The organism is Peribacillus folii, from assembly GCF_030271255.1.
Lineage (GTDB): Bacteria > Bacillota > Bacilli > Bacillales > DSM-1321 > Peribacillus.
In genome coordinates this window covers 362,652-383,265 of record NZ_JASJOM010000001.1, presented here as the reverse complement: position 1 = coordinate 383,265, position 20,614 = coordinate 362,652, and the positions used below count along the sequence as shown (strand labels likewise).

The following is a 20,614-nucleotide window of genomic DNA, read 5'->3' as shown; positions in this document are numbered from 1 at the left end:
CTTGCAGGAATCCGTCCACTCGTGTTATGGTTTGAACGATTATATTTTAAATAGGGGTGTCATCATGCGTTTAAGAAATAAACCTTGGGCTGAAGACCGTTTGAATGATTTTCCGCAATATGTAATTCAGCAGCCAAAGAGCCATAAAGGTAAATGGCATGAAGTTTTCGGAAATGATAATCCGTTATATATTGAAGTGGGCACGGGGAAAGGCCGTTTCATTACAGAAATGGCAAAGGCCCATCCAGAAGTGAATTTCATCGGAATTGAAGTATATGGAAGCGTCATTGTCGCTGCACTGGACCTGCTGATTGAAGCGGACGTGCCGAATTTAAAGCTGTTGAATGTTGATGCAGTAAATTTAGGGGAATATTTTGCAAAAGGTGACGTCGATCGCGTTTACTTGAATTTCTCCGATCCATGGCCGAAATCCCGTCACGCCAAACGCCGATTAACGTATAAAACATTCCTTGAAGTTTATGAAGGCATCCTGCCGGACAAAGGCGAGATCCATTTCAAGACTGATAACCAAGGATTATTCGAATCCTCCCTGAAGAGCATTTCCGAATATGGCATGCTGCTGAAATATGTAAGCCTGGATTTGCATAATAGCAGCTTTGAGGGGAATATCATGACGGAATACGAAGAGAAGTTCTCAAGTAAAGGAAATCGGATTTACCGCTTGGAAGCTATGTTCCAATAACATCACCAACCAAAAAAACCAGGTGGACGGCACCTGGTTTTTTGTTATGGTCAAGCAAAGGGCCTTTCCGGATGCAGGAATGAGGAGGAAGTTTTTCCAATCCCGACTCCTCCGATGATGGTTACCCATTTGCAGATGATGAAGCTGGTGTTAAACTAAGGAAAGAGGAGGGGGAAAATGGAAACTTTGCAAATAGGGGAAATAAAACTAACCTGGTTGAATGGCGGCGTGACTCATTTGGATGGCGGCGCGATGTTCGGGGTCGTGCCAAAGCCGCTCTGGTCGAAGAAGTATCCGGTTAACGACAATAACCAAATCGAATTGCGTACTGATCCGATATTGGTGCAAACCAAAGGGCTGAATCTGCTCATCGATTCCGGGATTGGCAATGGGAAGCTGAATGACAAGCTCAAGCGGAATTTTGGAGTGACGGAAGAGTCGTCTCTCGAAGCGGATCTTGAAAGACTTGGCCTTGGTACAAATGATATCGATTACATTTTGATGACTCACTTACATTTTGACCATGCCTGCGGTTTGACGAAACGTGAAGGCGACTTGTTGGTGCCTGTTTTCGAGCGTGCAGAAATCATTACGACCCAAACGGAATGGAATGAAATGCAAAACCCGAATATTCGTTCAAAAAGTACATATTGGGCCGACAATTGGGAAGCAATCACCTCTCTTGTACGCCCTTTTGAAGGAGAAAGGGAAATAACGGACGGCATTACGATGATCCATACTGGCGGACATAGTGATGGGCACGCAATCATCATCATCAAAGACGGTGCTGACAGGCTGATCCATATGGCCGATATCATGCCGACACATGCACATGCCAATGTCTTATGGGTTCTTGCCTATGACGATTATCCGATGGCATCCATCAAGGCGAAGGAAAAGTGGATGAAAGACGGGCTTGAAAATGGAGCTTGGTACAGCTTTTACCATGATGCCCACTATCGTGCGATCAAATGGGATAAAACCGGTAAGGAAATGATGGCCGAATTGAAACGGAACCGTTAAGCTTGGACAGCAAAGGGAGGACGTCATTTTGACAGCCCCCCCTTTTGCCGTTAATCATTTTGTGCATTAAGTTCGAGAATCGTTCCTGTCGCGGCATCTGCAACAAATTCGAATTGCTCCCGCAGCCCCTCGGTATTCCTGGTGATTCCGCCCTTATATACCAAATAGTCCAAATCATTCTTCGTGTAGGCTTCAGGTTTCATCAGAATCCAGGAACCATATATATTTCCATCCTTCTTGACGGTTTCCTTCACGTGGGCCAGCACTTTATCCGGAGAAGTTCTGCTTGATTGTTCCAATAGTTGCCTTGTTGCATAGCCAGCCGCAAATCCGGCCGCCGTACCTAATAAAAACGTTTTCCAATTCATTTTTTCTCCTCCATTGCTATATTTCAATCATGTTATCTAGTATACAGAAGAAGGCTTTATTTGACTAATAATTTGAAATTTTACCCATTAACTGATAAATTATAACTTTGATGTGAAACCTGAATCTAAGTTCGGTAAAATAGTAATAAATCATACATACGTTAGGGGTAGAGATATGAATCATGAGACTTTGGAACTTTTTAAAACATTGACGGAATTACCAGGTGCTTCAGGAAATGAACATGCAGTTCGGAGTTTCATGAAGACGGAATTGGAAAAGTATTCTGATGAGGTCGTCCAAGATCGCCTTGGCGGTATCTTTGGTGTGAAAAGAGGGAATGAAGAAGGTCCGACTGTACTTGTTGCGGGGCATATGGATGAAGTGGGCTTCATGGTCACTTCGGTAACGGAAAATGGGATGATCCGGTTTCAGCCGCTTGGAGGCTGGTGGAGTCAGGTTCTATTGGCCCAGCGGGTGGAAATCATTACCGATAAGGGCCCGGTCATTGGGGTGATCGGTTCGATCCCGCCTCATTTATTGGATGAATCACAACGCTCCAAACCGATGGATATCAAGAACATGCTGATTGATATCGGCGCGGATGATAAGGAAGATGTGAAGAGGATCGGCATTAAGCCAGGGCAGCAGATCGTACCGATTTGTCCATTCACACCAATGGCCAATGAGAAAAAAATCCTTGCCAAAGCATGGGACAATCGCTATGGCTGCGGTCTTGCCATCGAGCTGCTGAAGGATTTACAGGGTGAAGCATTGCCGAATGTTTTATATTCGGGGGCTACGGTACAGGAGGAGGTTGGATTACGGGGTGCTCAAACAGCTGCCTCCATGATCAAGCCCGATTTGTTTTTCGCGTTGGATGCAAGCCCGGCAAATGATATGTCAGGGAGCAAAAGCGAATTTGGCCAGCTGGGGAAAGGGGCTTTGCTTCGCATACTGGACCGTACGATGGTTACCCATCGCGGAATGAGGGAATTCATCCTCGATACGGCCGAGTCGAATGATATCCCTTATCAATATTTCGTGTCCCAAGGCGGCACGGATGCAGGCAAGGTCCATATTGCCAATGAGGGTATCCCAAGCGGGGTGATTGGCATTTGTTCCCGCTATATTCACACACATGCATCGATGATCCATATCGATGATTATGCGGCTGCACGTGAATTGATTGGGAAATTGGTTAGGTCCTGTGATAAAACGACTTTCGAAACATTGAAAAATAACGGTTGATAGAGGAAGCTGTAATGGAAAAGGGTGGCTGTCATCAAGACCTTTATCCAACAGCTTCTTTTACATGGAAGGGAAAATGGCGATCATGAAAATAGCGGTAGGCAGTAAAAATCCAGCGAAAATACAAGCGGTTCTAGACGTGTATGAAGAGGCAGAAATCATTTCACTTCAAGTGGCAAGCGGGGTTTCGGATCAGCCGTTTTCAGATGAAGAAACGATGGAAGGGGCAGTGACGCGGGCCCGGAATTGCTTGGTTCACAGTGATGCCGATATCGGAATCGGGCTTGAAGGAGGCGTCGTGAACATGAAACAAGGAATGTTCCTTTGTAATTGGGGTGCGATGGCCACAAGAGACGGCTCCGTTTTCGTGGCAGGAGGGGCAAGGGTGCCGTTGCCGGAAATGGTTGCCGAACAGCTGCTGCACGGCGAAGAATTGGGGCCGGTGATGGATGCCTTCACAATGCAAGCGAATGTCAGCAAGAAGGAGGGGGCAATCGGTGTATTTACCAATGAATGGATCACAAGGAGCGATATGTTCCTCCATATCATGCGGATGTTAGCCGGTCAATGTGAATATAAGCAGAAAAAAGCATGAGCGAAGCATATGGATTCTTGTCCCGAGGAAACTGCCACAACTGAGCATGAAATGACAGGATTAAGCTAAGCGGGGCTGTTAATATGGAGAACAAGGGAGGGAGTGTATTGCGGTGGATCGAATCGATCCAATCGGCTCTCGATTATATCGAGGAGCACTTATTGGATGACCTGACGATTGAAGGGATTGCCAAGCAAGCGAATGCCTCCGCTTTTCATTTCCAACGGACGTTCGCCATCTTGACGGACAGTACCGTCGGTGATTATGTCAGGAGGCGCAGGCTGACCTTGGCGGCCCAGGAGATTTCCTGCACGAATGAAAAGGTCATTGATTTAGCCTGTAAATATGGGTATGACACTCCCGAGGCATTCTCGAAAGCTTTTCGAAGGCAGCATGGGGTATCACCGAGTGAAGCGCGAAAGTATATGGGGAAGCTGAAATTCTATGAACGCCTGGTGATACAGGTGACACTGAAAGGAGCAAAACCGATGAAATACAAGATCCTTGAAAGAGATTCCTTTCAACTGATTGGAATCAAGCGGGAATTTTCCTTGGTTAACGAAGAAAATCTAATTGAGATCCCGAGGCTGTGGGAGCAAGTGAATGCTGACGGGACAAGTGACAAGTTAGGGAAGCTGAACAACGGTGAAATCGCCGGGTTGCTTGGGGTATGTGTCGATAAGAGGGAACTGGATAAAAATGAAACGATGGATTATTGGATAGCTGCCGAATATGCCGGCACGGTGCCTGAACCGTTTTTGCCGCTTACGATACCAGCTTCCAAATGGGTTGCTTTTGAAGTGCACGGTCCGATGCCGGCTGCAATCCAAAAGGCGTGGAAGCAAATATTTTCCGAATGGTTCCCTACCAGTGGGTATGAACATGCGGGATTGCCGGAATTGGAAGTATATCCGAATGAGGATGCCCATAATCAGGATTATTACTCGGAAATTTGGATTCCGATTAAGAGGAGTTAAGATTTTTTTGCTTGTAGGGGGACGCCTCATTTCCCCTACAAGCATTTTTTTCATCAGCAGCTGTGGCTATCGTCCGTTATCTCGATTCATTTTCCGTCTTCAAATATATAAGAAAGCACCTTGATGGCTTGATTCACCGATTCGACCGTGACACTCGCCTTTTCTGATAATTCCTTTAGGGCATGATGATGGGTTTCCGGGCGAATCAAAATAAGAGGTTTACCTAGGGAAACGGCAGTGCTTGCATCCATGGCCGTATTCCACTGTTTATATTTCTCGCCAAACAGGGCGACGACAAGGTCGGCTTTTTTCAGTAAAAGACCTGTCCGTAAATTATTGATTTGGGATGCGGCAGCATCCTTGAAGATCGGGTTTGGCTGCTCTCCCAAAATATCTTCACCAATATTATCGGAACGTTCATGATTTTCCATCGGACCGACAAACTGTAACGGAAGCTTCAGAGCCTCGGCTTTATCCTTCACTTCATTTCTCCAGTTTGAATGGATTTCCCCTGCTAGATAGACGGTTAATTTCATCTTTTTTCCTCCTTTATGCATATATTGCCTTCATTGTAACATGAATTTTGCAAATGGATGAATTTCGGAGATAAGGATAATAGTATCTATAAGAGCAACGAGACGGCTGGAGGGAATGCGATGTTTTTATCGAAAAAATATGTATGGGTGCTCCTGTTGTGCGGTTTTATTGTTGGGTGCTCCGGTATCGAGAGGCAAACGGAAAAGGCTGTGAGGGCCTCAGAAATCGCTTTCCGTGACGATGACAAACAGCCCAATGCGGAAGCGGGCCTTATCCAGGTCTATCTGCCCAAGGGCTTCAAGGTGGAAGAAGCCCATGATAACAATTTGGTGGTGAAGCAGGCGGAAAAGGCTTATCTATTATTTGTCAATCCCAATGAAAAAGAGGACAGCTCCGTATTATTTTTGGCGATAAAGAAACAAGCGGATCCATATTTGGTCCTCCATTCATTTCAGAATGAAGATAAATTCGGTTTTGTCTCGATCAAAGAGTCAGCGAAAGAAAAGTATGAGCTTGCGGTTGGGGTCGGCGGAGTCAAGCTGACGACCGAATCGGATAAGGACCAGCTAAAAACCGATGCGAAGCAAATGATGGAGATCGTATCATCCGTGCCGCAAAGATAGAAAACGTGCAGTGGCGAACCAATCCGTATTAATGGTTGATTAATGGAGATTCTGGTATGATGAGATGAGTAAAGTGTCATTAAGAGCAGGGGGACCATCGAAATGGAAAATTTACAAACGATAGAGCAATATGATGCATTGAAAAATGAAGGCAAACATATCTTTCTTTTTTCAGCAGCCTGGTGTGGGGATTGCCGTGTAATCGAACCGATCATGCCGGAAATTGAAAAGAAATTTCCTGATTTCACTTTCATTCATGTGGACCGGGATGAATTCATTGATGTTTGTGCAGCGAATGACGTGTTCGGGATTCCGAGCTTCATCGCTTATGATAATGGCAAAGAGCTTGGCAGGTACGTCAGCCGGGATCGCAAAACACAAGAGCAAATCGAGGAATTCATTCAAGCATTATAAGATAAATCCCCTCGCTGGGGATTTTTCAATGAAGGGAGGGTCAATCATGAAAATGGACAGCGTGAAGCTGAAAAATATATTGCAGGAACGCTTGCAAGGCGATAACCGAACTTTCAAATTCGATAGCAAGCAAGATACGTTAAGGGTAGAAAATGTGAAGACCGGGAAGGGCATCGCGATACAATTGGCCCCGGTCGTAGCCAATTATGAAAACACGGCGGAAAAGGCGATAGATGAAGTCGCGTATTACGTCGAAGAGGCTTTGAACGTAATGGGGGAAGAACACAGTATGCAGGGCAAGGAGAAATCCATTTTTCCAGTCATTCGTTCGACTTCCTTTCCCATGGAGTCGGAGGAAGGGAATCCGTTCCTATTCGATGAGCATACGGCTGAAACCAGGGTCTTTTATGCACTTGATTTAGGGAAAACGTACCGTCTGATCGATGAAAAGATGCTTCAGCGGGAAAATTGGCAGGGGGATAGAATCCGCGAAATCGCTTCCTTCAACGTTCGTTCGCTATCCACGGAATTGAAGTCCGATACTGTCGCGGGCAATGCTTTTCACTTTCTGAATACGAATGATGGGTATGATGCAAGCAGGATCCTGAATGAAGCTTGGCTTCGGGAAATGAAGGAAAAGATCGAGGGAACGATGGCTGTTGCCATTCCGCATCAGGACGTCATCATCATCGCCGATGTGAAGAATGATACGGGATACGATATTCTGGCACAAATGGCGATGAGCTTTTTTGCCAGTGGTCATGTACCGATAACGGCTTTATCATTTCTTTATGAGGAAAATGAATTGGAGCCCATTTTCATCTTGGGTAAAAACAAGAAGCGTGAAAAATAAGCTCAAAAAAGGACCGTGCCAGCTGGCAAAGGTCCTTTTTTGAGCTTAATAAAGTCGACGCGGATCCGACAAATGGACGTGTTATGATTTAATTTTTCAGGCACGATGATATAATTGGATTATTCAGATAATGTATTTTGGGTGGCTGTGCGAAAAAAAGGGTGTTATGTGCAAACGTAGAATGAAACGGGCACTCATGAAAACGAAGGAGGAAATGATCTTGAAAAACCAATTAATGGGCATGCTGGATGCACGCAAGGAGGAAATGATTGAGATTCGCCGCCATTTACATCAAAATCCCGAGCTATCTTTTAAAGAAGAGCAGACAGCGCAGTATATCATTGATTTTTATAAAGGGAAGGATGTGGAGGTTCAGACGGATGCAGGCAATGGGCTGGGGGTGATTGTGACGATTAATGGCGGTAAACCGGGGAAAACGATAGGTCTCCGCGCCGATTTTGATGCCTTGCCGATTACGGAAGAAACGGAAGTTCCGTTCCGTTCAAAAAATGAAGGGGTCATGCATGCCTGCGGGCACGATGGTCATACCGCATATTTATTGGTTCTGGCCGACTGTCTGATCGAGCTGAAGGATTCGTTGAGCGGTACGATCAAAATCATTCATCAGCATGCGGAAGAGACACCCCCTGGCGGAGCAAAAAGCATTGTCGAATCCGGCATCCTGGATAGCCTGGATGCCGTGTTTGGAATTCACCTATTCCCGTCACATCCGGCAGGCGTCGTTGGCTATCACGGGGGCTATGCGATGGCTGGCAGGACATACTTCAAACTCTCAATAAAGGGTGTGGGCGGCCATGGCTCCTCTCCGCATCTGGCCAATGATGCCATCGTTGCAGGTGCCCATTTCGTAACGGCCATTCAAACCGTGATCAGCCGGCGCTTGGATCCTTTTGAAATGGGTGTGGTCACGATCGGTTCCTTCGACGGGAAAGGAAGCTTCAATGTCATCAAGGACCGGATTGAGATCGAAGGCGATGTCCGCTATATGACCGAAGATGTCCAGCAGCTGATCGATAAGGAGGTCAACAGGATCGTTAAAGGCATAGAAATGGAGTTTGATGTACGGTGCGAGATTTCATACATCCCTGACTATCCGCCGCTGTATAATGACCCTGAACTGACTTTATTCGTGAAGAATAGCCTCGAAAGCATCGGCGATAAAGATATCCAGAATGTCCTGGAATTTCCGATGTTTTCAGGGTCGGAGGATTTTTCCTATTACGCAGAAAAGATCCCTGGCTGTTTCTTTTACATTGGCTGTAAACCGAAAGGAGTGGAAAAGGCATACTTCAATCATCATCCTAAATTCGATATTGATGAGAATGCCCTTTTGATTGCCGCCAAAGCAATGGCACAGGTTGTCAGCTGTTATTATGAATGGGAATAGTCAAAAAACAAGCCCTAACCCACACAACACCGTTTGGTTTAAACGAACGGTGTTGTGTGGGTTTTTAGTGCAAATAGGGGAAGCAGGGCCGATTATCCGGGCTGCACCCAAAACTTAATCTCTTTGTAAACGCGATTTAACAGCGGTGTTTTATTTAAATAGTAGACTAGGGACTTAAGTTATCTTAGGGAAGATAGGTTTAAACTCCTTTTGGAAGGGGTTTAATAGGATAGGAGCTAGGTGAATTTCGCCGTATCCATAAGGAATCGGATAAAAATGCGGCTACATCACCCAATTTAGCTTAAATTTGCTCGATATTTTTAAAATAACTGGTAGAATTAGTTACATAACTACAGACGTAGAAAGAGTGATAGGTTTGAAATGGCTAAATAAAATGAAAAAATGGTTCCAAGCAGAGGAAATTATTGAAATCGAAGAAATTATAATAGATGAACCACTTGATGAAGAAACATTAAGGAATATGGATTTTTCAAAGCTTCCTAAAGCAAAGAAGGAAGAAATCAAGGTGTACAACCAAACAATCGGGAAAATGTCTGAAAAAATGTCCCAGACTGTAGATCCGGATACGAAAATCCTGTTTCAGTATCCAAAAGGGCAATTCAAGTTTCCGCTCATTCCCGACCAGGAGCAAAACAAAAGGAATCCCCGGGAAAGAATGAAGGAAAAACGCGAACCGAAGCAGGCGGACAGGGCAAAAGAAACGAGAAGGCAGGCAAGGGATCCCGAACCGAAGAGAAGAAGCTTCGATCGTGAGCCAAAGCCAAAAATGAGGAATATCGATCGCGAGCAACAGGCAAAAATCGTCCCGTCGAATACGCCATTCCGCCCAACGGAAATCCCATCACCCATTTATGGTTTCCGCCGTCCGGAAAAAAAAATGATCGCTTCGGAGGAAATCGTTGAATATGAATTGGAAAGCAAGCTTCCTGTTCTTAAAAAAGAAGAGTTTATAAAAGATATTCCGGTGTTCACCCCTGAAATTCCCAAGGAAGTGTCCGCGGAGGAAAGGACGGAAGAACCTGCCGTCCTTATCCCGGAACAAGCGGATGAAAGAGGGGAAGCTTCGGAGATACCCGCTTTCTTTCGGAAGCATCCCATCCAGCCAAACACTGTGGAAGCGGAAAGTGAGCCTGTGAGGGAAAATATCGCGGATGTACAGAATGAGGTGGATTTCGGACGGGAAGTTGCAGTATCCATCATGGAGCAGGCTGAGGATATTAAACCGGAAGCGGCTCCAAAAGCTGATCGTCCGGCTGCTGAACAAGGGATGGATCGTGAAAGCGAATCCGCCGTTCTGCTTGGGGACGAGCAGCCTAAACGACCGAAAAAGCATATTCCGTTTAATGTGATGATGCTCAAGCAAGACCGGCAAAAAAATGAGTTCATCAACAAAATGAAACCGGAAAAAAAAAGCGTTGATTTAGAAAGCGAAGCCCACGCATACAAGGAACCGATAAGGAATGGGGGGAAGGGTCCATCACATGATGTTCCCGAAGCGGACCCGGAGGACGGCCAAGAAATATCCAGCCGTCCCATCCCATTCATCCCCGGACCTTCAAATCTGGAGGCAGTGGATGAAGGAACAATTGCCGCCAGGGAGGAAGCCGTTGCAGCCGATAACGTTTCGAGCGCATTCCTTGATGGTGCTTCTAGAGCTCCGATTCAGGAAAAAGGGAATCATGAAGAGGTGTTAACAAGGGATGAGGCTGAAGCCGGGCAAGACGATGGCAGAGAAGCCGCTGTTTCGGCGGAGACCGATGATGATCCATATTATGTATTTCCAAGCGCCGGGCTCTTGACACCCCCTACTTATGCTGTGCATGATGATGAGTGGCTCGATGAACAGACTTCATTACTGGATGAGACGCTTAAAAACTTCAATGTTCGCGCAAAGGTTGTCAATGTCACCCAAGGACCGGCAGTGACTCGTTTCGAGGTGCATCCTGAACCGGGGGTCAAGGTGAATAAGGTAACGAACCTGATGGATGATATCAAATTAAGCCTTGCTGCCCAGGATATGAGGATGGAAGCGCCGATTCCGGGTAAGCATACGATTGGCATCGAGATTCCGAACAGGAAAAGCAAGCCTGTATTTTTGCGTGAGGTGCTGGAGAGCACTGAATTCGAAGAACATGAATCACCGCTTGCCGTGGCTCTTGGTCTCGATATATCCGGTCAGCCGATCATCACAGACCTGAGAAAGATGCCGCACGGATTGATTGCCGGCCAGACGGGATCGGGGAAAAGCGTCTGCATCAATACGATGCTGATCAGCCTGCTGTATAAAGCGACGCCCCAAGAGTTGAAATTGCTGTTGATCGATCCGAAGATGGTCGAGCTTGCACCATATAATCGCATTCCCCATTTGGTCAGTCCTGTCATAACGGATGTGAAGGCAGCCACGGCCGCGCTTAAATGGGCTGTGGAGGAAATGGAACGGCGCTATGAATTGTTTGTGCATGCAGGCGTCCGTGATATCAGCCGCTTCAATGATCAAGCTGAGAAAGCCGGACAATATGCAAATAAGCTGCCTTACATCCTGGTGATCATTGACGAGCTTGCCGATTTGATGATGATGTCACCTGCCGATGTGGAGGAAGCGATTTGCCGGATCGCCCAAAAGGCCCGCGCCTGCGGGATACACATGATTGTAGCGACGCAGCGGCCTTCAGTCGATGTGATAACCGGATTGATCAAGGCGAATATCCCGACAAGGATCGCTTTTTCCGTTTCTTCACAAGTCGATTCCCGGACGATCATCGATAGCGGCGGAGCGGAAAAATTGCTTGGAAGGGGAGATATGCTATTTGCTGAAAATGGCTCTTCGAAAACGGTTAGGCTGCAGGGAACCTTTGTCAGCGATGAGGAAATCGATCAGGTGGTCAATCACGTGAAACTCGAGCAACAGCCGAAGTATCTTTTCGAGCAGGAAGATTTGCTGAAAGTAGCAGAGGTCACGGAGGAAGCGGATGAACTGTTTTTTGAGGCATGTGAATTTGTCGTGAACCAGCAGGCCGCATCCGCATCGAGTGTCCAAAGGCGATTCCGTGTCGGGTACAATCGCGCTGCGCGATTAATAGAAATGATGGAGCAGCAGGGGGTCGTTTCTGAATCCAGGGGATCAAGACCAAGGGACGTATTGATCACGGAGGAAGAATTGGAATTTTTACATGTTAATTAAAAGAACCGATTAAAAGGAATTTGTATATAATGTGAAGGGATGAAAACCCCCTATCATCCCCTTGATTCACGAAAAAACCAATGATTTGATAAATTGGCATCTGCCTGACATGGATGTATAACTGAAAAAGTGATATAATAGTTTTTTGTTGATGAATGATTAATGAAAAGCTATGAAGAAATTGCGTTTCTGACAAGTCTCGTAATGAAAAAACAAATAAAAGATGACGTCATATACTGTCGTACAGGTAGACGATTGGTGGAGGTTCGCTTTATGACTGCTTACCATTTTGTGGGAATTAAAGGGTCGGGTATGAGTGCTCTGGCGCAAATACTGCATGATATGAATATTGAAGTGCAAGGTTCCGACTATGAAAAAGAATTTTTTACACAATTGGCATTAGAAAAAGCTGGGATTAAAATCCTTCCTTTCAATGAGGAAAATATACAGCCTGGAATGACCATCATTGCAGGCAATGCGTTCCCGGATACCCATCCGGAAATCGAGAAGGCAAAGGAGCTTGGTTTGCCGATCATCCGTTATCACCGTTTCCTGGGTGATTTCATGAAAAACTATATTAGCGTGGCTGTTACGGGAGCGCATGGTAAAACATCGACGACCGGCTTGCTGGCCCATGTGATGGGCGGAGTTAAACCGACCTCCTTCCTGATTGGGGATGGAACGGGGAAAGGGATCGTGAATTCTGATTACTTCGTTTTCGAAGCATGTGAATATCGCCGTCATTTCCTTTCTTATTACCCTGATTATGCAATCATGACGAATATTGATTTTGATCATCCTGATTATTACGCCAATGTCGAAGACGTGTTCGAGGCTTTCCAAACGATGGCCCTTCAAGTCAACAAAGGCATAATTGCATGCGGCGATGATGAGCATTTACCACATATTCAGGCGAAAGTACCGGTCATTTTTTACGGATTTGCAGAAGGAAACGATTTCCAGGCGAAAAATGTTTCCGTCGCTCCGGAAGGCACCACGTTCGATGTGCACGTAAGGAACAATTACTATGATACATTCACCATTCCTACCTTTGGGAAGCATAATGTATTGAATGCACTTGGTGTCATTGCACTTTGTAAATATGAAAACTTGGATACGGAAGCCGTGAAAGCCCAATTGCGGACCTTTGGCGGAGTTAAGCGCCGGTTCTCCGAAAAGGAAATCGGAAGTCAGATCATCATTGATGATTATGCGCATCATCCGACAGAAATCTCGGCAACTGTTGACTCGGCACGTCAAAAATATCCAGAGCGTGAAGTTGTAGCGGTATTTCAGCCACACACCTTCTCAAGAACGCAGGCATTCCTGGATGAATTTGCCGACAGCTTGAATTTGGCAGACAAAGTATACTTATGCGAAATTTTCGGATCTGCTCGCGAACATCAAGGGAAGTTATCGATTGAAGATCTTCAAGGTAAAATTCCCGGTGCCGAGCTGATTACGGAGAACACCACTTCAATATTGCAAAATCATGATAACAGTGTCGTGTTATTCATGGGCGCGGGAGACATCCAAAAGTTTCAGGCAGCCTACGAACATTCACTGCAAGTAAAATAAAAAAAGATCGTTCCCAGAGCTGGGATCGATCTTTTTTTTTAGAAAGCGAGAAGTCGTTCATTTTAAATTTTCTGGATTTAAATCTTCCAGTTCAGGCAAAACGAAGCGGCCGTCCTTACGTATCAACACATCATCGAAATGAATTTCCCCTCCGCCGTATTCCGGACGCTGTATATTGACCAAGTCCCAGTGGATGTCTGAGTGATTGCCATTGAAGGCATCATCATAGCATTGTCCCGGAGTGAAATGAAAACTTCCATCAATTTTTTCATCAAAGAGGATATCCTGCATCGGGTGTAGAATATAAGGATTTACACCAATTGCAAATTCACCGACATATCTTGCACCCTCATCCGTGTCAAAAATCTTGTTGATGCGCGTTGCATCATTTGCCATCGCTTCAACGATTTTTCCATCTTTGAAGGTCAATTTCACATTTTCAAAGGTAAAACCCTGGTACGGTGAAGGCGTATTGTACGAAATCACTCCATTGACGGAATCCTTCACGGGAGCAGTATATACTTCACCGTCAGGAATGTTCAGCTCACCTGCACATTTGATGGCCTTAATGTCTTTGATGGAGAAGGTTAGGTCCGTTCCGGGCCCGGTTATGCGGACCTTATCCGTCTTATCCATCAATTCAACAAGGCTGTCCATGGCTGCACTCATCCTGCCATAGTCGAGGTTACAGACTTCGAAATAAAAATCTTCGAAAGCTTCTGTACTCATCTTGGCTAACTGGGCCATGGAGTTCGTCGGGTAGCGAAGCACGACCCATTTTGTTTTTGGCACGCGGATATTCCTATGTACTTTGCCGACTGTTTGCCCATGAATCGCCATCTTCTCTGGAGGGACATCGGATTGTTCATTGATATTATCCCCGGCGCGAAGCCCGATATAAGCATCCATCTGGCTCATTACGTTCGCTTCAAACTCACCCATCATCTTGTACTGTTCTTCTTTGGCACCCATCAGCAAGGCACGATCCACTTGATGATCCTTTAACAGGACGAACGGGTAACCGCCTGCTTCATAGGCTTCATTCACAAGCGCGTTAACAAGTTCACGCTGCAATCCAAAGTTTTCGATTAAGACCTTTTCACCTTTTTGAAGCTTCACGGAATAATTGATCAAGCTTTTGGCCAATGTTCCAATTCTGGGATCTTTCATGAAAATACCTCCATTGTATAAATTCGACTTATCTTACTATCATACCCGATTTCCTTACGGAAGTGTCATACATTGATTTCCAAGAAGGAACTGGATGCAGGCAATAATATTTCCAGATTAGGGTTTGTTAGGGTATATTGAAAAAATAAATACGTTTATAATGAACGGGAAGGGGTAATTAATAACTAACAGTCATTAAATAAGTCGATTTTTTCGGAGGTGTTCCAATGGAGATTATTTTATACGTAAGTGCTGCCGTTGCAGCGATCGCTTTCTTGGTCCTAGTTATTTTCCTAACGAAGGTACTGACATCACTTCAAACAACCCTGGACAGTGTGGCCCGGACGCTGACAGGACTCGAGAGCCAAATGCAAGGCATAACGCTCGAAACTACTCAGCTACTACATAAAACGAATACGTTGGCTGAAGATCTGCAACATAAGTCAGAAAACCTGAATTCCGTGGTGGATGCCGTGAAGGATGTAGGAACATCCATCTCCAGTTTCAATTCTTCAGTCCAAAAAGTTTCCAATAAGGTTCAGGCTGAGATTGATAATAATCAGGAAAGAATTTCACAAATTGTCCAATGGAGTAACATCGCTTTAGAAATTCGGGACAAATGGAAGGCGAGAAGCAAGCAGGCCGCCCCGACTCCTGCCGAAAGAGCGGAGTTGGAACGCATAGCACTGGAAACGGATGACCTGCCTAAAAAAAGGTTTTTACGTTCTAGATCATAAAATCTAGTTAATGAAAAATAAACTGAAAATTGAGAGGGGAATGTATTATGACTCAGAAAGAATATCCGACAAAGGAATATCAAAAAACATATGAGGACGAACGCGACTCAATCAATTCGAAAGACTTTATGATCGGCGCCTTGATCGGCGGAATGATCGGTGCGGCTACCGCATTGTTCATGGCCCCGAAAACAGGCAAGGAACTAAGAAATGATTTCAATGAACAGGCGAAAAACATTTCCGAGAAAACGGAAAAATTAAGGCAGTCGGCAATGGAAAAAGGTACCGTGATTGCTGATACTGCAAAAGAAAAAACAAGTTCGGTTACGGAACTCGTTTCCAACAAATCATCCGATATCGTTAATAAGGTGAAAAGCCTGAAATCCGCCAAAGAAAACGGCGATGCCGCAGATGATACGACAAATTCAAGCAACAAGGATATTGATGTAACGGGAGCTTCGGATTCTAAAATCGTTTCCGTCGAAACTAATTTTGCGAATGGCAAGGATGCTGAAAATAACCCTGCCGACCCTACAAGCGGAAACAACAAGAACACGGCGAAGCTGAAACTTGATGAAGCGAAAAAGGCATTCGATGAAACGGAAAATAAATTAAAGAAATAATCGCCAACTAAGCTTGGATGAAGAAGCAATGAAGTACGAAGAATAAGGCGATGAAGTGCTCAAACGGCTTCATCGCCTTTTTGATGGTAAAATTAAAAAGGGTAAAACGAAAGGAGACTGTGTTATGACTACATCCAAAATCGAAACGGAAGAACAATTCAATGAGCTGCTGAAGGAGGATACATTCCTCCTGTTCAAGCATAGCCTAACATGTCCCGTGAGCGCCGAGGCGCATGAACAATACGAGAAGTTTATTGCAGGGAATGATCAGCTCAAAACGGCCTATCTAGCAGTGCAGGAAGCTCGCCCGCTCTCCAATTATGTCGCGGAAACGTTCGATATCAGGCATCAATCCCCTCAGGCCATCCTTTTCAAAAACGGAAAGCCGGTCTGGGATGACTCTCATTGGCGAATTACATATGATTCATTGAGCAAGGCCATCGCCGAATGATGGATAAAGGCGGAAAAAGGCGAGGCAATTAGAAGGACATGCTGTCTGTATTTTCTACAGGCGGCATTTTTTAGTCTCCGCTATCCTCGAAAAAGATCCCATCCACACTATTTTCATGCTCGATAACTTATAAAAAATCGAAATGATTCCAGTGGGGCTTGCCTCAGCAGTTTCCCGATCGGACCTTGATTGCCGCCATTCCGTTGTTATCGCGTTACCGAATCCTTCATCCTCCGCAGAGGCGGCCCGCACAAATCGAGTACACATCGTGAAAAGGAGCGATCATATTCAGGACACTCGCCCGTATTTATGATAATAAACAAAGTACCCTAGAGGATGGTCCAGCCTCTAGGGTACATTTCATTTTGCCGTCCAATTTTTCATCATGCTGGCACTATACGGTGGCCGGCCAATGGATGTTCAAGCGATCTCCGGGGGAAATCGTTTCGTGAAAGGTCGTTTCTTGATCATTTTTGATGAGGACGAAGCGGGAATTGCCCTGGGCCGGGATATCAATATCGATATGGCGGAATAGATCCTGAAAAATGAACGGCTCAGGCTTTTGTTGGCTTAAGGTCAGAGAGTCTCCGGCAAAAATCTTCTCATTCTCATCCATAAGCACTCCGCCTCGGCGGAACTCGGCCAGTTTTTGCGAGAGGATGATTTTTTCATCCTCGAAGAAAATCGGTATCGAGCATGACTGCTGGATCTTCAATTCGTTGCATATATGCCCTAATGTAGGAGGATCGCTCGGCTTGATGACAATTTCATCGCCTTCCTCGAACGAGTAGGCTGATTTCGTTTCGAGTCCATTTTTAGTGATCCTGCCTGTTAATGTGCGAATTCGCGTGTCTTGTCCATTCAGCTGAAACGAAAAGGGTTGAAGAGAGGTAAGCAGTTCCGGTTTGGTCGCTTTAAGCAATCCTTGAATCGTTTCCTCCATGCGGCAGACGATTTGGTCATGGTCCTCGATACGTTCATCGCCTGTTACCGGTGCGCCATTCCTGAGGATGACGGCGGAAATGGTATGCTTGCTTCCATTCACCGTAACCGTTTTGTTCATTTGGCCGTCAAGCAAATCACGTATTGCCGTATCGGGAGAGGCGCCGTCAGCTCCTTTAGTCGTCGTGATGATATCTGCATTCCTCACTTCCGTGTCCAAGGAGGCTTCGAAGCCATTTAATGTGATGCGCGATTTCTCCCCTTGCTGGCCCGGAAGCGTGATCTGGTGTCCGTTGATATGGACGATTTTGGCCATTCCCGGCTTTCCATATAGGGAACTCACCCGGATCCCGGCAGTAAGCAGGCAATCCCCGACGTTTGTCCGTTCCATATCGAATAGGCGGATGGGACGGCCATCAACGGTAACGCTAATATATTGGATCGGGTTTTGATCTGCCGCTATGGCAATTCCGATTGGAGTCACAAGTTCCGGCCCCTTTTGGATCATATCGGAAATCTCGAGATTCTGGATGGCATCGATGCCCCGAATCGCTACCCTATTCTCGGGCAAGTTCAGTTTTTGAGCCAAAAGGCGAGGCAGCTCGGGCGTTTGGCTGCCTCCGCCGACCAGCATGACTGCCTTTGGTGCTTTAGCGTTATTTAAGGAAAGAATCTCAGAGCTGATGCTCTCGGCCAAGCGATCCAGTGCGGGGTGGATCGCATCAAAGATTTCCGCACTGGATATGTCAGTGGCAAAGCCGAGGATATCGGTAACCTGTATCTGTTCCTGATTCGTCAAATCCCGCTTTGCCTGTTCGGCATGCGGGAAATCAAGGAGGAGGTGGTCGCTGATCGCTTCGGTGATTTCATCCCCGGCAATCGGCACCATCCCATACGCAATGACCGTTCCTGAATCCGTGAGGGCAATATCGGAGGTCCCGGCACCGATGTCGACCAAGGCGACGTTCAGGCGCCTCATGGATGCCGGTATGAGAACATTGATGGCCGCAATTGGTTCCAGCGTCAGGGCCTGCATTTCCAGATCGGCTCTTTTCAAGGCTGCCAGCAACGATTCCACGACAACCTTTGGCAGGAAGGTCGCGATGATCTCAACCGATGCTTCATCACCGCTCTGGTCAAGCAGGCTACCTAATTCCTGCCCATCAAGATGATAGTATAGAACGGAATATCCTACACAATAATAGGTGGATTGGGAGTTATTTTGCTTCGCGACGATGGACTGCGCTTCCTGGACTGCGCCGAACTCAAGATGGAGGACATCCTCACGCGTCAACAGGGGCTTCCCGCCGATCTTGATCGTCATTTCCGCCCGTTCGGTTTTTAACGCACGTCCTGCAGCGGCTACGGATACCTTTTTTAATGGTCCGTGAGTTTCCTCCAATCGCTTCTTTATCTGGGCTATAATTTTGGAGACCGCGAGGACATCGTGGATCTGGCCATCAAGCATCGCCCTCTCGGAATGTTCCTTGGATAAAATATCGACGATTTTATAGCATTCCTGCTCTTTTTCCAATATAATTCCTACAACGGATCGTGTTCCAATATCTAATGCAAACAGTTTTTCCTGCATGGGTAACACCTTCTTTTATAAATTTATAACTTTAATGCTTAAAAGCGTTTAATTAATAAAGAAAAAATTCGTGACATTTAGGAATGCATGCTTTATAATTGAGTTAATTATACATGAAATATTCTAAAATTTTCATTGATATTATAATCGGGTTGGCCAATCGGGGATTCAGAAAGGATTTCGGGTGTGGTCGCTAAGCCGGTTTTCATTTTAAAAAACGAAGGGATGGATTTGTAATGAGCAACAAAGAGCTTGATGGTCTTCGTAATCAACTGGATGATGTGAACCTTCAGTTATTACATCTTATTAATCAACGTGCTGAACTTGTACAGGAAATCGGACGAGTCAAAGAAAAACAAGGTGTAAACCGTTACGATCCGGTCCGCGAAAGAACAATGCTTGATCTTATCGAAGCGAATCACCAAGGACCGCTTGATCTTGGTTCGATTAAACATATTTTTAAAGAAATCTTCAAATTGGGCTTGGAGCTGCAAAAAGACGATCAGAAGAAAACACTTCTTGTATCCAGAAAGCAAAAGCCTGACGATACGATCATTGACATTAAGGGCGAACTGGTCGGAAATGGGATTCCTAGCTTCGTCTTCGGACCTTGTGCCGTTGAATCGTATGAACAAACGGCAGCGGTGGCTGAAGTCATTAAAGCTAAAGGGCTGAAATTAATGCGCGGCGGAGCCTTTAAGCCACGTACATCTCCTTATGATTTCCAAGGACTTGGCTTAGAAGGCCTGCAAATCCTTAAACGTGTTGCAGATGAATACGGCTTGGCCGTCATCAGCGAAATCGTGAGTGCCAACGATATCGAAGCGGCGATCGACCATATTGACGTCATTCAAATCGGTGCACGTAACATGCAGAACTTCGACTTGTTAAAAGCGGCTGGTGCCGTTAATAAGCCAGTGTTATTAAAACGTGGACTGGCTGCAACGATCGAGGAGTTCATCCATGCCGCCGAGTACATCATGTCGCAAGGCAACGGCAACATCATCCTTTGTGAGCGCGGTATCCGCACTTATGAGAAAGCCACAAGGAATACGCTTGATATCTCTGCCGTGCCGATCTTGAAGCAAGAAACCCATTTACCGGTCATGGTGGATGTGACGCATTCAACGGGTCGCCGCGATCTATTGCTTCCGACTGCTAAGGCGGCGCTTGCCATTGGTGCTGACGGTGTCATGGCGGAAGTTCATCCGGATCCATCCGTAGCATTATCGGATTCTGCACAGCAAATGGACTTCAAGCAATTTGATGAATTTTACGAAGAAATTAAACGTTTGAACTGGGTAACTGTATAAGCATAGAAACTCTTTACATGATCTACTTACGGCCCTTACCTTCTAGGCAAGGGCTATTTTTAATGGTAAAATACTTGTTTTTGCAGAAAAAATACGGAAATGAGCACTATTGGATTGCAGGAAAGATTCGACTATCGTATGATAAGTAACAAGAATGAGAACTGTTCGGAAGATTGGTCATACATAAAGTGATATCTATGTGAACTTTTATACTTGAAAAGAGTATTGAATCTTTGGCTGAGAAGAAGGGGAATTGC

The 20,614-nt window shown here is 45.6% G+C and carries 19 protein-coding genes; 15 read left to right on the top strand and 4 right to left on the bottom strand.

Annotated elements, in window-relative coordinates:
• Window positions 1-64: 64 nt before the first annotated feature.
• On the top strand, window positions 65-703 hold the full coding sequence (gene trmB, locus QNI08_RS01840; protein WP_285765718.1) for a tRNA (guanosine(46)-N7)-methyltransferase TrmB: 639 nt from the start codon (window positions 65-67) through the stop codon (window positions 701-703).
• Between the two features lie 177 nt (window positions 704-880).
• Window positions 881-1,726, top strand: coding sequence for a YtnP family quorum-quenching lactonase (locus tag QNI08_RS01835; RefSeq protein ID WP_285765717.1), 846 nt, complete (start codon window positions 881-883; stop codon window positions 1,724-1,726).
• A gap of 50 nt (window positions 1,727-1,776) precedes the next feature.
• Here QNI08_RS01835 and QNI08_RS01830 read toward each other — a convergent pair whose 3' ends face one another.
• A complete protein-coding gene (locus tag QNI08_RS01830) occupies window positions 1,777-2,094 on the bottom strand; it encodes a hypothetical protein (protein WP_285765716.1) in 318 nt (105 codons plus the stop codon).
• A gap of 175 nt (window positions 2,095-2,269) precedes the next feature.
• Here QNI08_RS01830 and QNI08_RS01825 point away from each other — a divergent pair, with 175 nt between their 5' ends.
• The 3 genes from QNI08_RS01825 (at window position 2,270) to QNI08_RS01815 (ending at window position 4,915) form a co-directional block, all read left to right on the top strand.
• On the top strand, window positions 2,270-3,343 hold the full coding sequence (locus tag QNI08_RS01825; RefSeq protein WP_285765715.1) for a M42 family metallopeptidase: 1,074 nt from the start codon (window positions 2,270-2,272) through the stop codon (window positions 3,341-3,343).
• Between the two features lie 85 nt (window positions 3,344-3,428).
• Window positions 3,429-3,938 (top strand): DUF84 family protein, encoded by a 510-nt coding sequence (locus QNI08_RS01820; protein WP_285765876.1) that lies wholly within the window; start codon window positions 3,429-3,431, stop codon window positions 3,936-3,938.
• A gap of 107 nt (window positions 3,939-4,045) precedes the next feature.
• Window positions 4,046-4,915, top strand: coding sequence for an effector binding domain-containing protein (locus QNI08_RS01815; protein ID WP_285765714.1), 870 nt, complete (start codon window positions 4,046-4,048; stop codon window positions 4,913-4,915).
• Between the two features lie 86 nt (window positions 4,916-5,001).
• Here the strand turns inward: QNI08_RS01815 and QNI08_RS01810 are convergent, their stop codons facing one another.
• Complete coding sequence (locus QNI08_RS01810; RefSeq protein ID WP_285765713.1) at window positions 5,002-5,451, bottom strand: YtoQ family protein; 450 nt, start codon at window positions 5,449-5,451, stop codon at window positions 5,002-5,004.
• Between the two features lie 120 nt (window positions 5,452-5,571).
• Here QNI08_RS01810 and QNI08_RS01805 point away from each other — a divergent pair, with 120 nt between their 5' ends.
• From QNI08_RS01805 to murC, 6 genes are all read left to right on the top strand, one after another.
• Complete coding sequence (locus tag QNI08_RS01805; protein ID WP_285765712.1) at window positions 5,572-6,075, top strand: hypothetical protein; 504 nt, start codon at window positions 5,572-5,574, stop codon at window positions 6,073-6,075.
• A gap of 102 nt (window positions 6,076-6,177) precedes the next feature.
• Complete coding sequence (locus tag QNI08_RS01800) at window positions 6,178-6,489, top strand: thioredoxin family protein (protein WP_285765711.1); 312 nt, start codon at window positions 6,178-6,180, stop codon at window positions 6,487-6,489.
• Window positions 6,490-6,535: 46 nt separating this feature from the next.
• Window positions 6,536-7,342, top strand: a complete 807-nt coding sequence (locus QNI08_RS01795) for a DUF1444 domain-containing protein (protein WP_285765710.1) — start codon at window positions 6,536-6,538, stop codon at window positions 7,340-7,342.
• A 220-nt stretch (window positions 7,343-7,562) separates the two neighbouring features.
• Window positions 7,563-8,750, top strand: a complete 1,188-nt coding sequence (locus tag QNI08_RS01790) for an amidohydrolase (protein WP_285765709.1) — start codon at window positions 7,563-7,565, stop codon at window positions 8,748-8,750.
• A gap of 376 nt (window positions 8,751-9,126) precedes the next feature.
• Window positions 9,127-11,952 carry a DNA translocase FtsK gene (locus tag QNI08_RS01785; protein ID WP_483313728.1) on the top strand — a complete coding sequence of 942 codons (2,826 nt, stop codon included), beginning with the start codon at window positions 9,127-9,129 and terminating at the stop codon, window positions 11,950-11,952.
• 273 nt (window positions 11,953-12,225) lie between these two features.
• Complete coding sequence (murC, locus tag QNI08_RS01780; RefSeq protein ID WP_285765708.1) at window positions 12,226-13,530, top strand: UDP-N-acetylmuramate--L-alanine ligase; 1,305 nt, start codon at window positions 12,226-12,228, stop codon at window positions 13,528-13,530.
• A 57-nt stretch (window positions 13,531-13,587) separates the two neighbouring features.
• On the opposite strand, the gene QNI08_RS01775 is transcribed toward murC, so the two are convergent.
• Entirely contained in the window at window positions 13,588-14,700 is a 1,113-nt protein-coding gene (locus QNI08_RS01775; protein WP_285765707.1) for an aminopeptidase, read from the bottom strand.
• 227 nt (window positions 14,701-14,927) lie between these two features.
• Here QNI08_RS01775 and QNI08_RS01770 point away from each other — a divergent pair, with 227 nt between their 5' ends.
• From QNI08_RS01770 to ytxJ, 3 genes are all read left to right on the top strand, one after another.
• On the top strand, window positions 14,928-15,437 hold the full coding sequence (locus QNI08_RS01770; RefSeq protein ID WP_285765706.1) for a DUF948 domain-containing protein: 510 nt from the start codon (window positions 14,928-14,930) through the stop codon (window positions 15,435-15,437).
• Window positions 15,438-15,484: 47 nt separating this feature from the next.
• Window positions 15,485-16,060: a YtxH domain-containing protein gene (locus tag QNI08_RS01765; RefSeq protein WP_285765705.1), complete on the top strand. Its 576-nt coding sequence runs from the start codon at window positions 15,485-15,487 to the stop codon at window positions 16,058-16,060.
• Window positions 16,061-16,184: 124 nt separating this feature from the next.
• Entirely contained in the window at window positions 16,185-16,511 is a 327-nt protein-coding gene (gene ytxJ / locus QNI08_RS01760) for a bacillithiol system redox-active protein YtxJ (RefSeq protein WP_285765704.1), read from the top strand.
• 394 nt (window positions 16,512-16,905) lie between these two features.
• Here ytxJ and QNI08_RS01755 read toward each other — a convergent pair whose 3' ends face one another.
• Window positions 16,906-19,044 carry a cell division FtsA domain-containing protein gene (locus tag QNI08_RS01755; protein ID WP_285765703.1) on the bottom strand — a complete coding sequence of 713 codons (2,139 nt, stop codon included), beginning with the start codon at window positions 19,042-19,044 and terminating at the stop codon, window positions 16,906-16,908.
• Between the two features lie 236 nt (window positions 19,045-19,280).
• Between QNI08_RS01755 and QNI08_RS01750 the strand changes: the two genes are divergently transcribed.
• On the top strand, window positions 19,281-20,357 hold the full coding sequence (locus QNI08_RS01750) for a bifunctional 3-deoxy-7-phosphoheptulonate synthase/chorismate mutase (RefSeq protein ID WP_285765702.1): 1,077 nt from the start codon (window positions 19,281-19,283) through the stop codon (window positions 20,355-20,357).
• Window positions 20,358-20,614 lie beyond the last annotated feature (257 nt).

Excerpts from the sequence above, each read along its gene's own strand:
- trmB (WP_285765718.1), top strand. The coding sequence starts at position 65 with ATGCGTTTAAGAAATAAACCTTGGGCTGAAGACCGTTTGAATGATTTT.
- QNI08_RS01835 (WP_285765717.1), top strand. The coding sequence starts at position 881 with ATGGAAACTTTGCAAATAGGGGAAATAAAACTAACCTGGTTGAATGGC.
- QNI08_RS01830 (WP_285765716.1), bottom strand. The coding sequence starts at position 2,094 with ATGAATTGGAAAACGTTTTTATTAGGTACGGCGGCCGGATTTGCGGCT.
- QNI08_RS01825 (WP_285765715.1), top strand. The coding sequence starts at position 2,270 with ATGAATCATGAGACTTTGGAACTTTTTAAAACATTGACGGAATTACCA.
- QNI08_RS01820 (WP_285765876.1), top strand. The coding sequence starts at position 3,429 with ATGAAAATAGCGGTAGGCAGTAAAAATCCAGCGAAAATACAAGCGGTT.
- QNI08_RS01810 (WP_285765713.1), bottom strand. The coding sequence starts at position 5,451 with ATGAAATTAACCGTCTATCTAGCAGGGGAAATCCATTCAAACTGGAGA.
- QNI08_RS01805 (WP_285765712.1), top strand. The coding sequence starts at position 5,572 with ATGTTTTTATCGAAAAAATATGTATGGGTGCTCCTGTTGTGCGGTTTT.
- QNI08_RS01800 (WP_285765711.1), top strand. The coding sequence starts at position 6,178 with ATGGAAAATTTACAAACGATAGAGCAATATGATGCATTGAAAAATGAA.
- QNI08_RS01795 (WP_285765710.1), top strand. The coding sequence starts at position 6,536 with ATGAAAATGGACAGCGTGAAGCTGAAAAATATATTGCAGGAACGCTTG.
- murC (WP_285765708.1), top strand. The coding sequence starts at position 12,226 with ATGACTGCTTACCATTTTGTGGGAATTAAAGGGTCGGGTATGAGTGCT.
- QNI08_RS01775 (WP_285765707.1), bottom strand. The coding sequence starts at position 14,700 with ATGAAAGATCCCAGAATTGGAACATTGGCCAAAAGCTTGATCAATTAT.
- QNI08_RS01770 (WP_285765706.1), top strand. The coding sequence starts at position 14,928 with ATGGAGATTATTTTATACGTAAGTGCTGCCGTTGCAGCGATCGCTTTC.
- QNI08_RS01765 (WP_285765705.1), top strand. The coding sequence starts at position 15,485 with ATGACTCAGAAAGAATATCCGACAAAGGAATATCAAAAAACATATGAG.
- ytxJ (WP_285765704.1), top strand. The coding sequence starts at position 16,185 with ATGACTACATCCAAAATCGAAACGGAAGAACAATTCAATGAGCTGCTG.
- QNI08_RS01755 (WP_285765703.1), bottom strand. The coding sequence starts at position 19,044 with ATGCAGGAAAAACTGTTTGCATTAGATATTGGAACACGATCCGTTGTA.
- QNI08_RS01750 (WP_285765702.1), top strand. The coding sequence starts at position 19,281 with ATGAGCAACAAAGAGCTTGATGGTCTTCGTAATCAACTGGATGATGTG.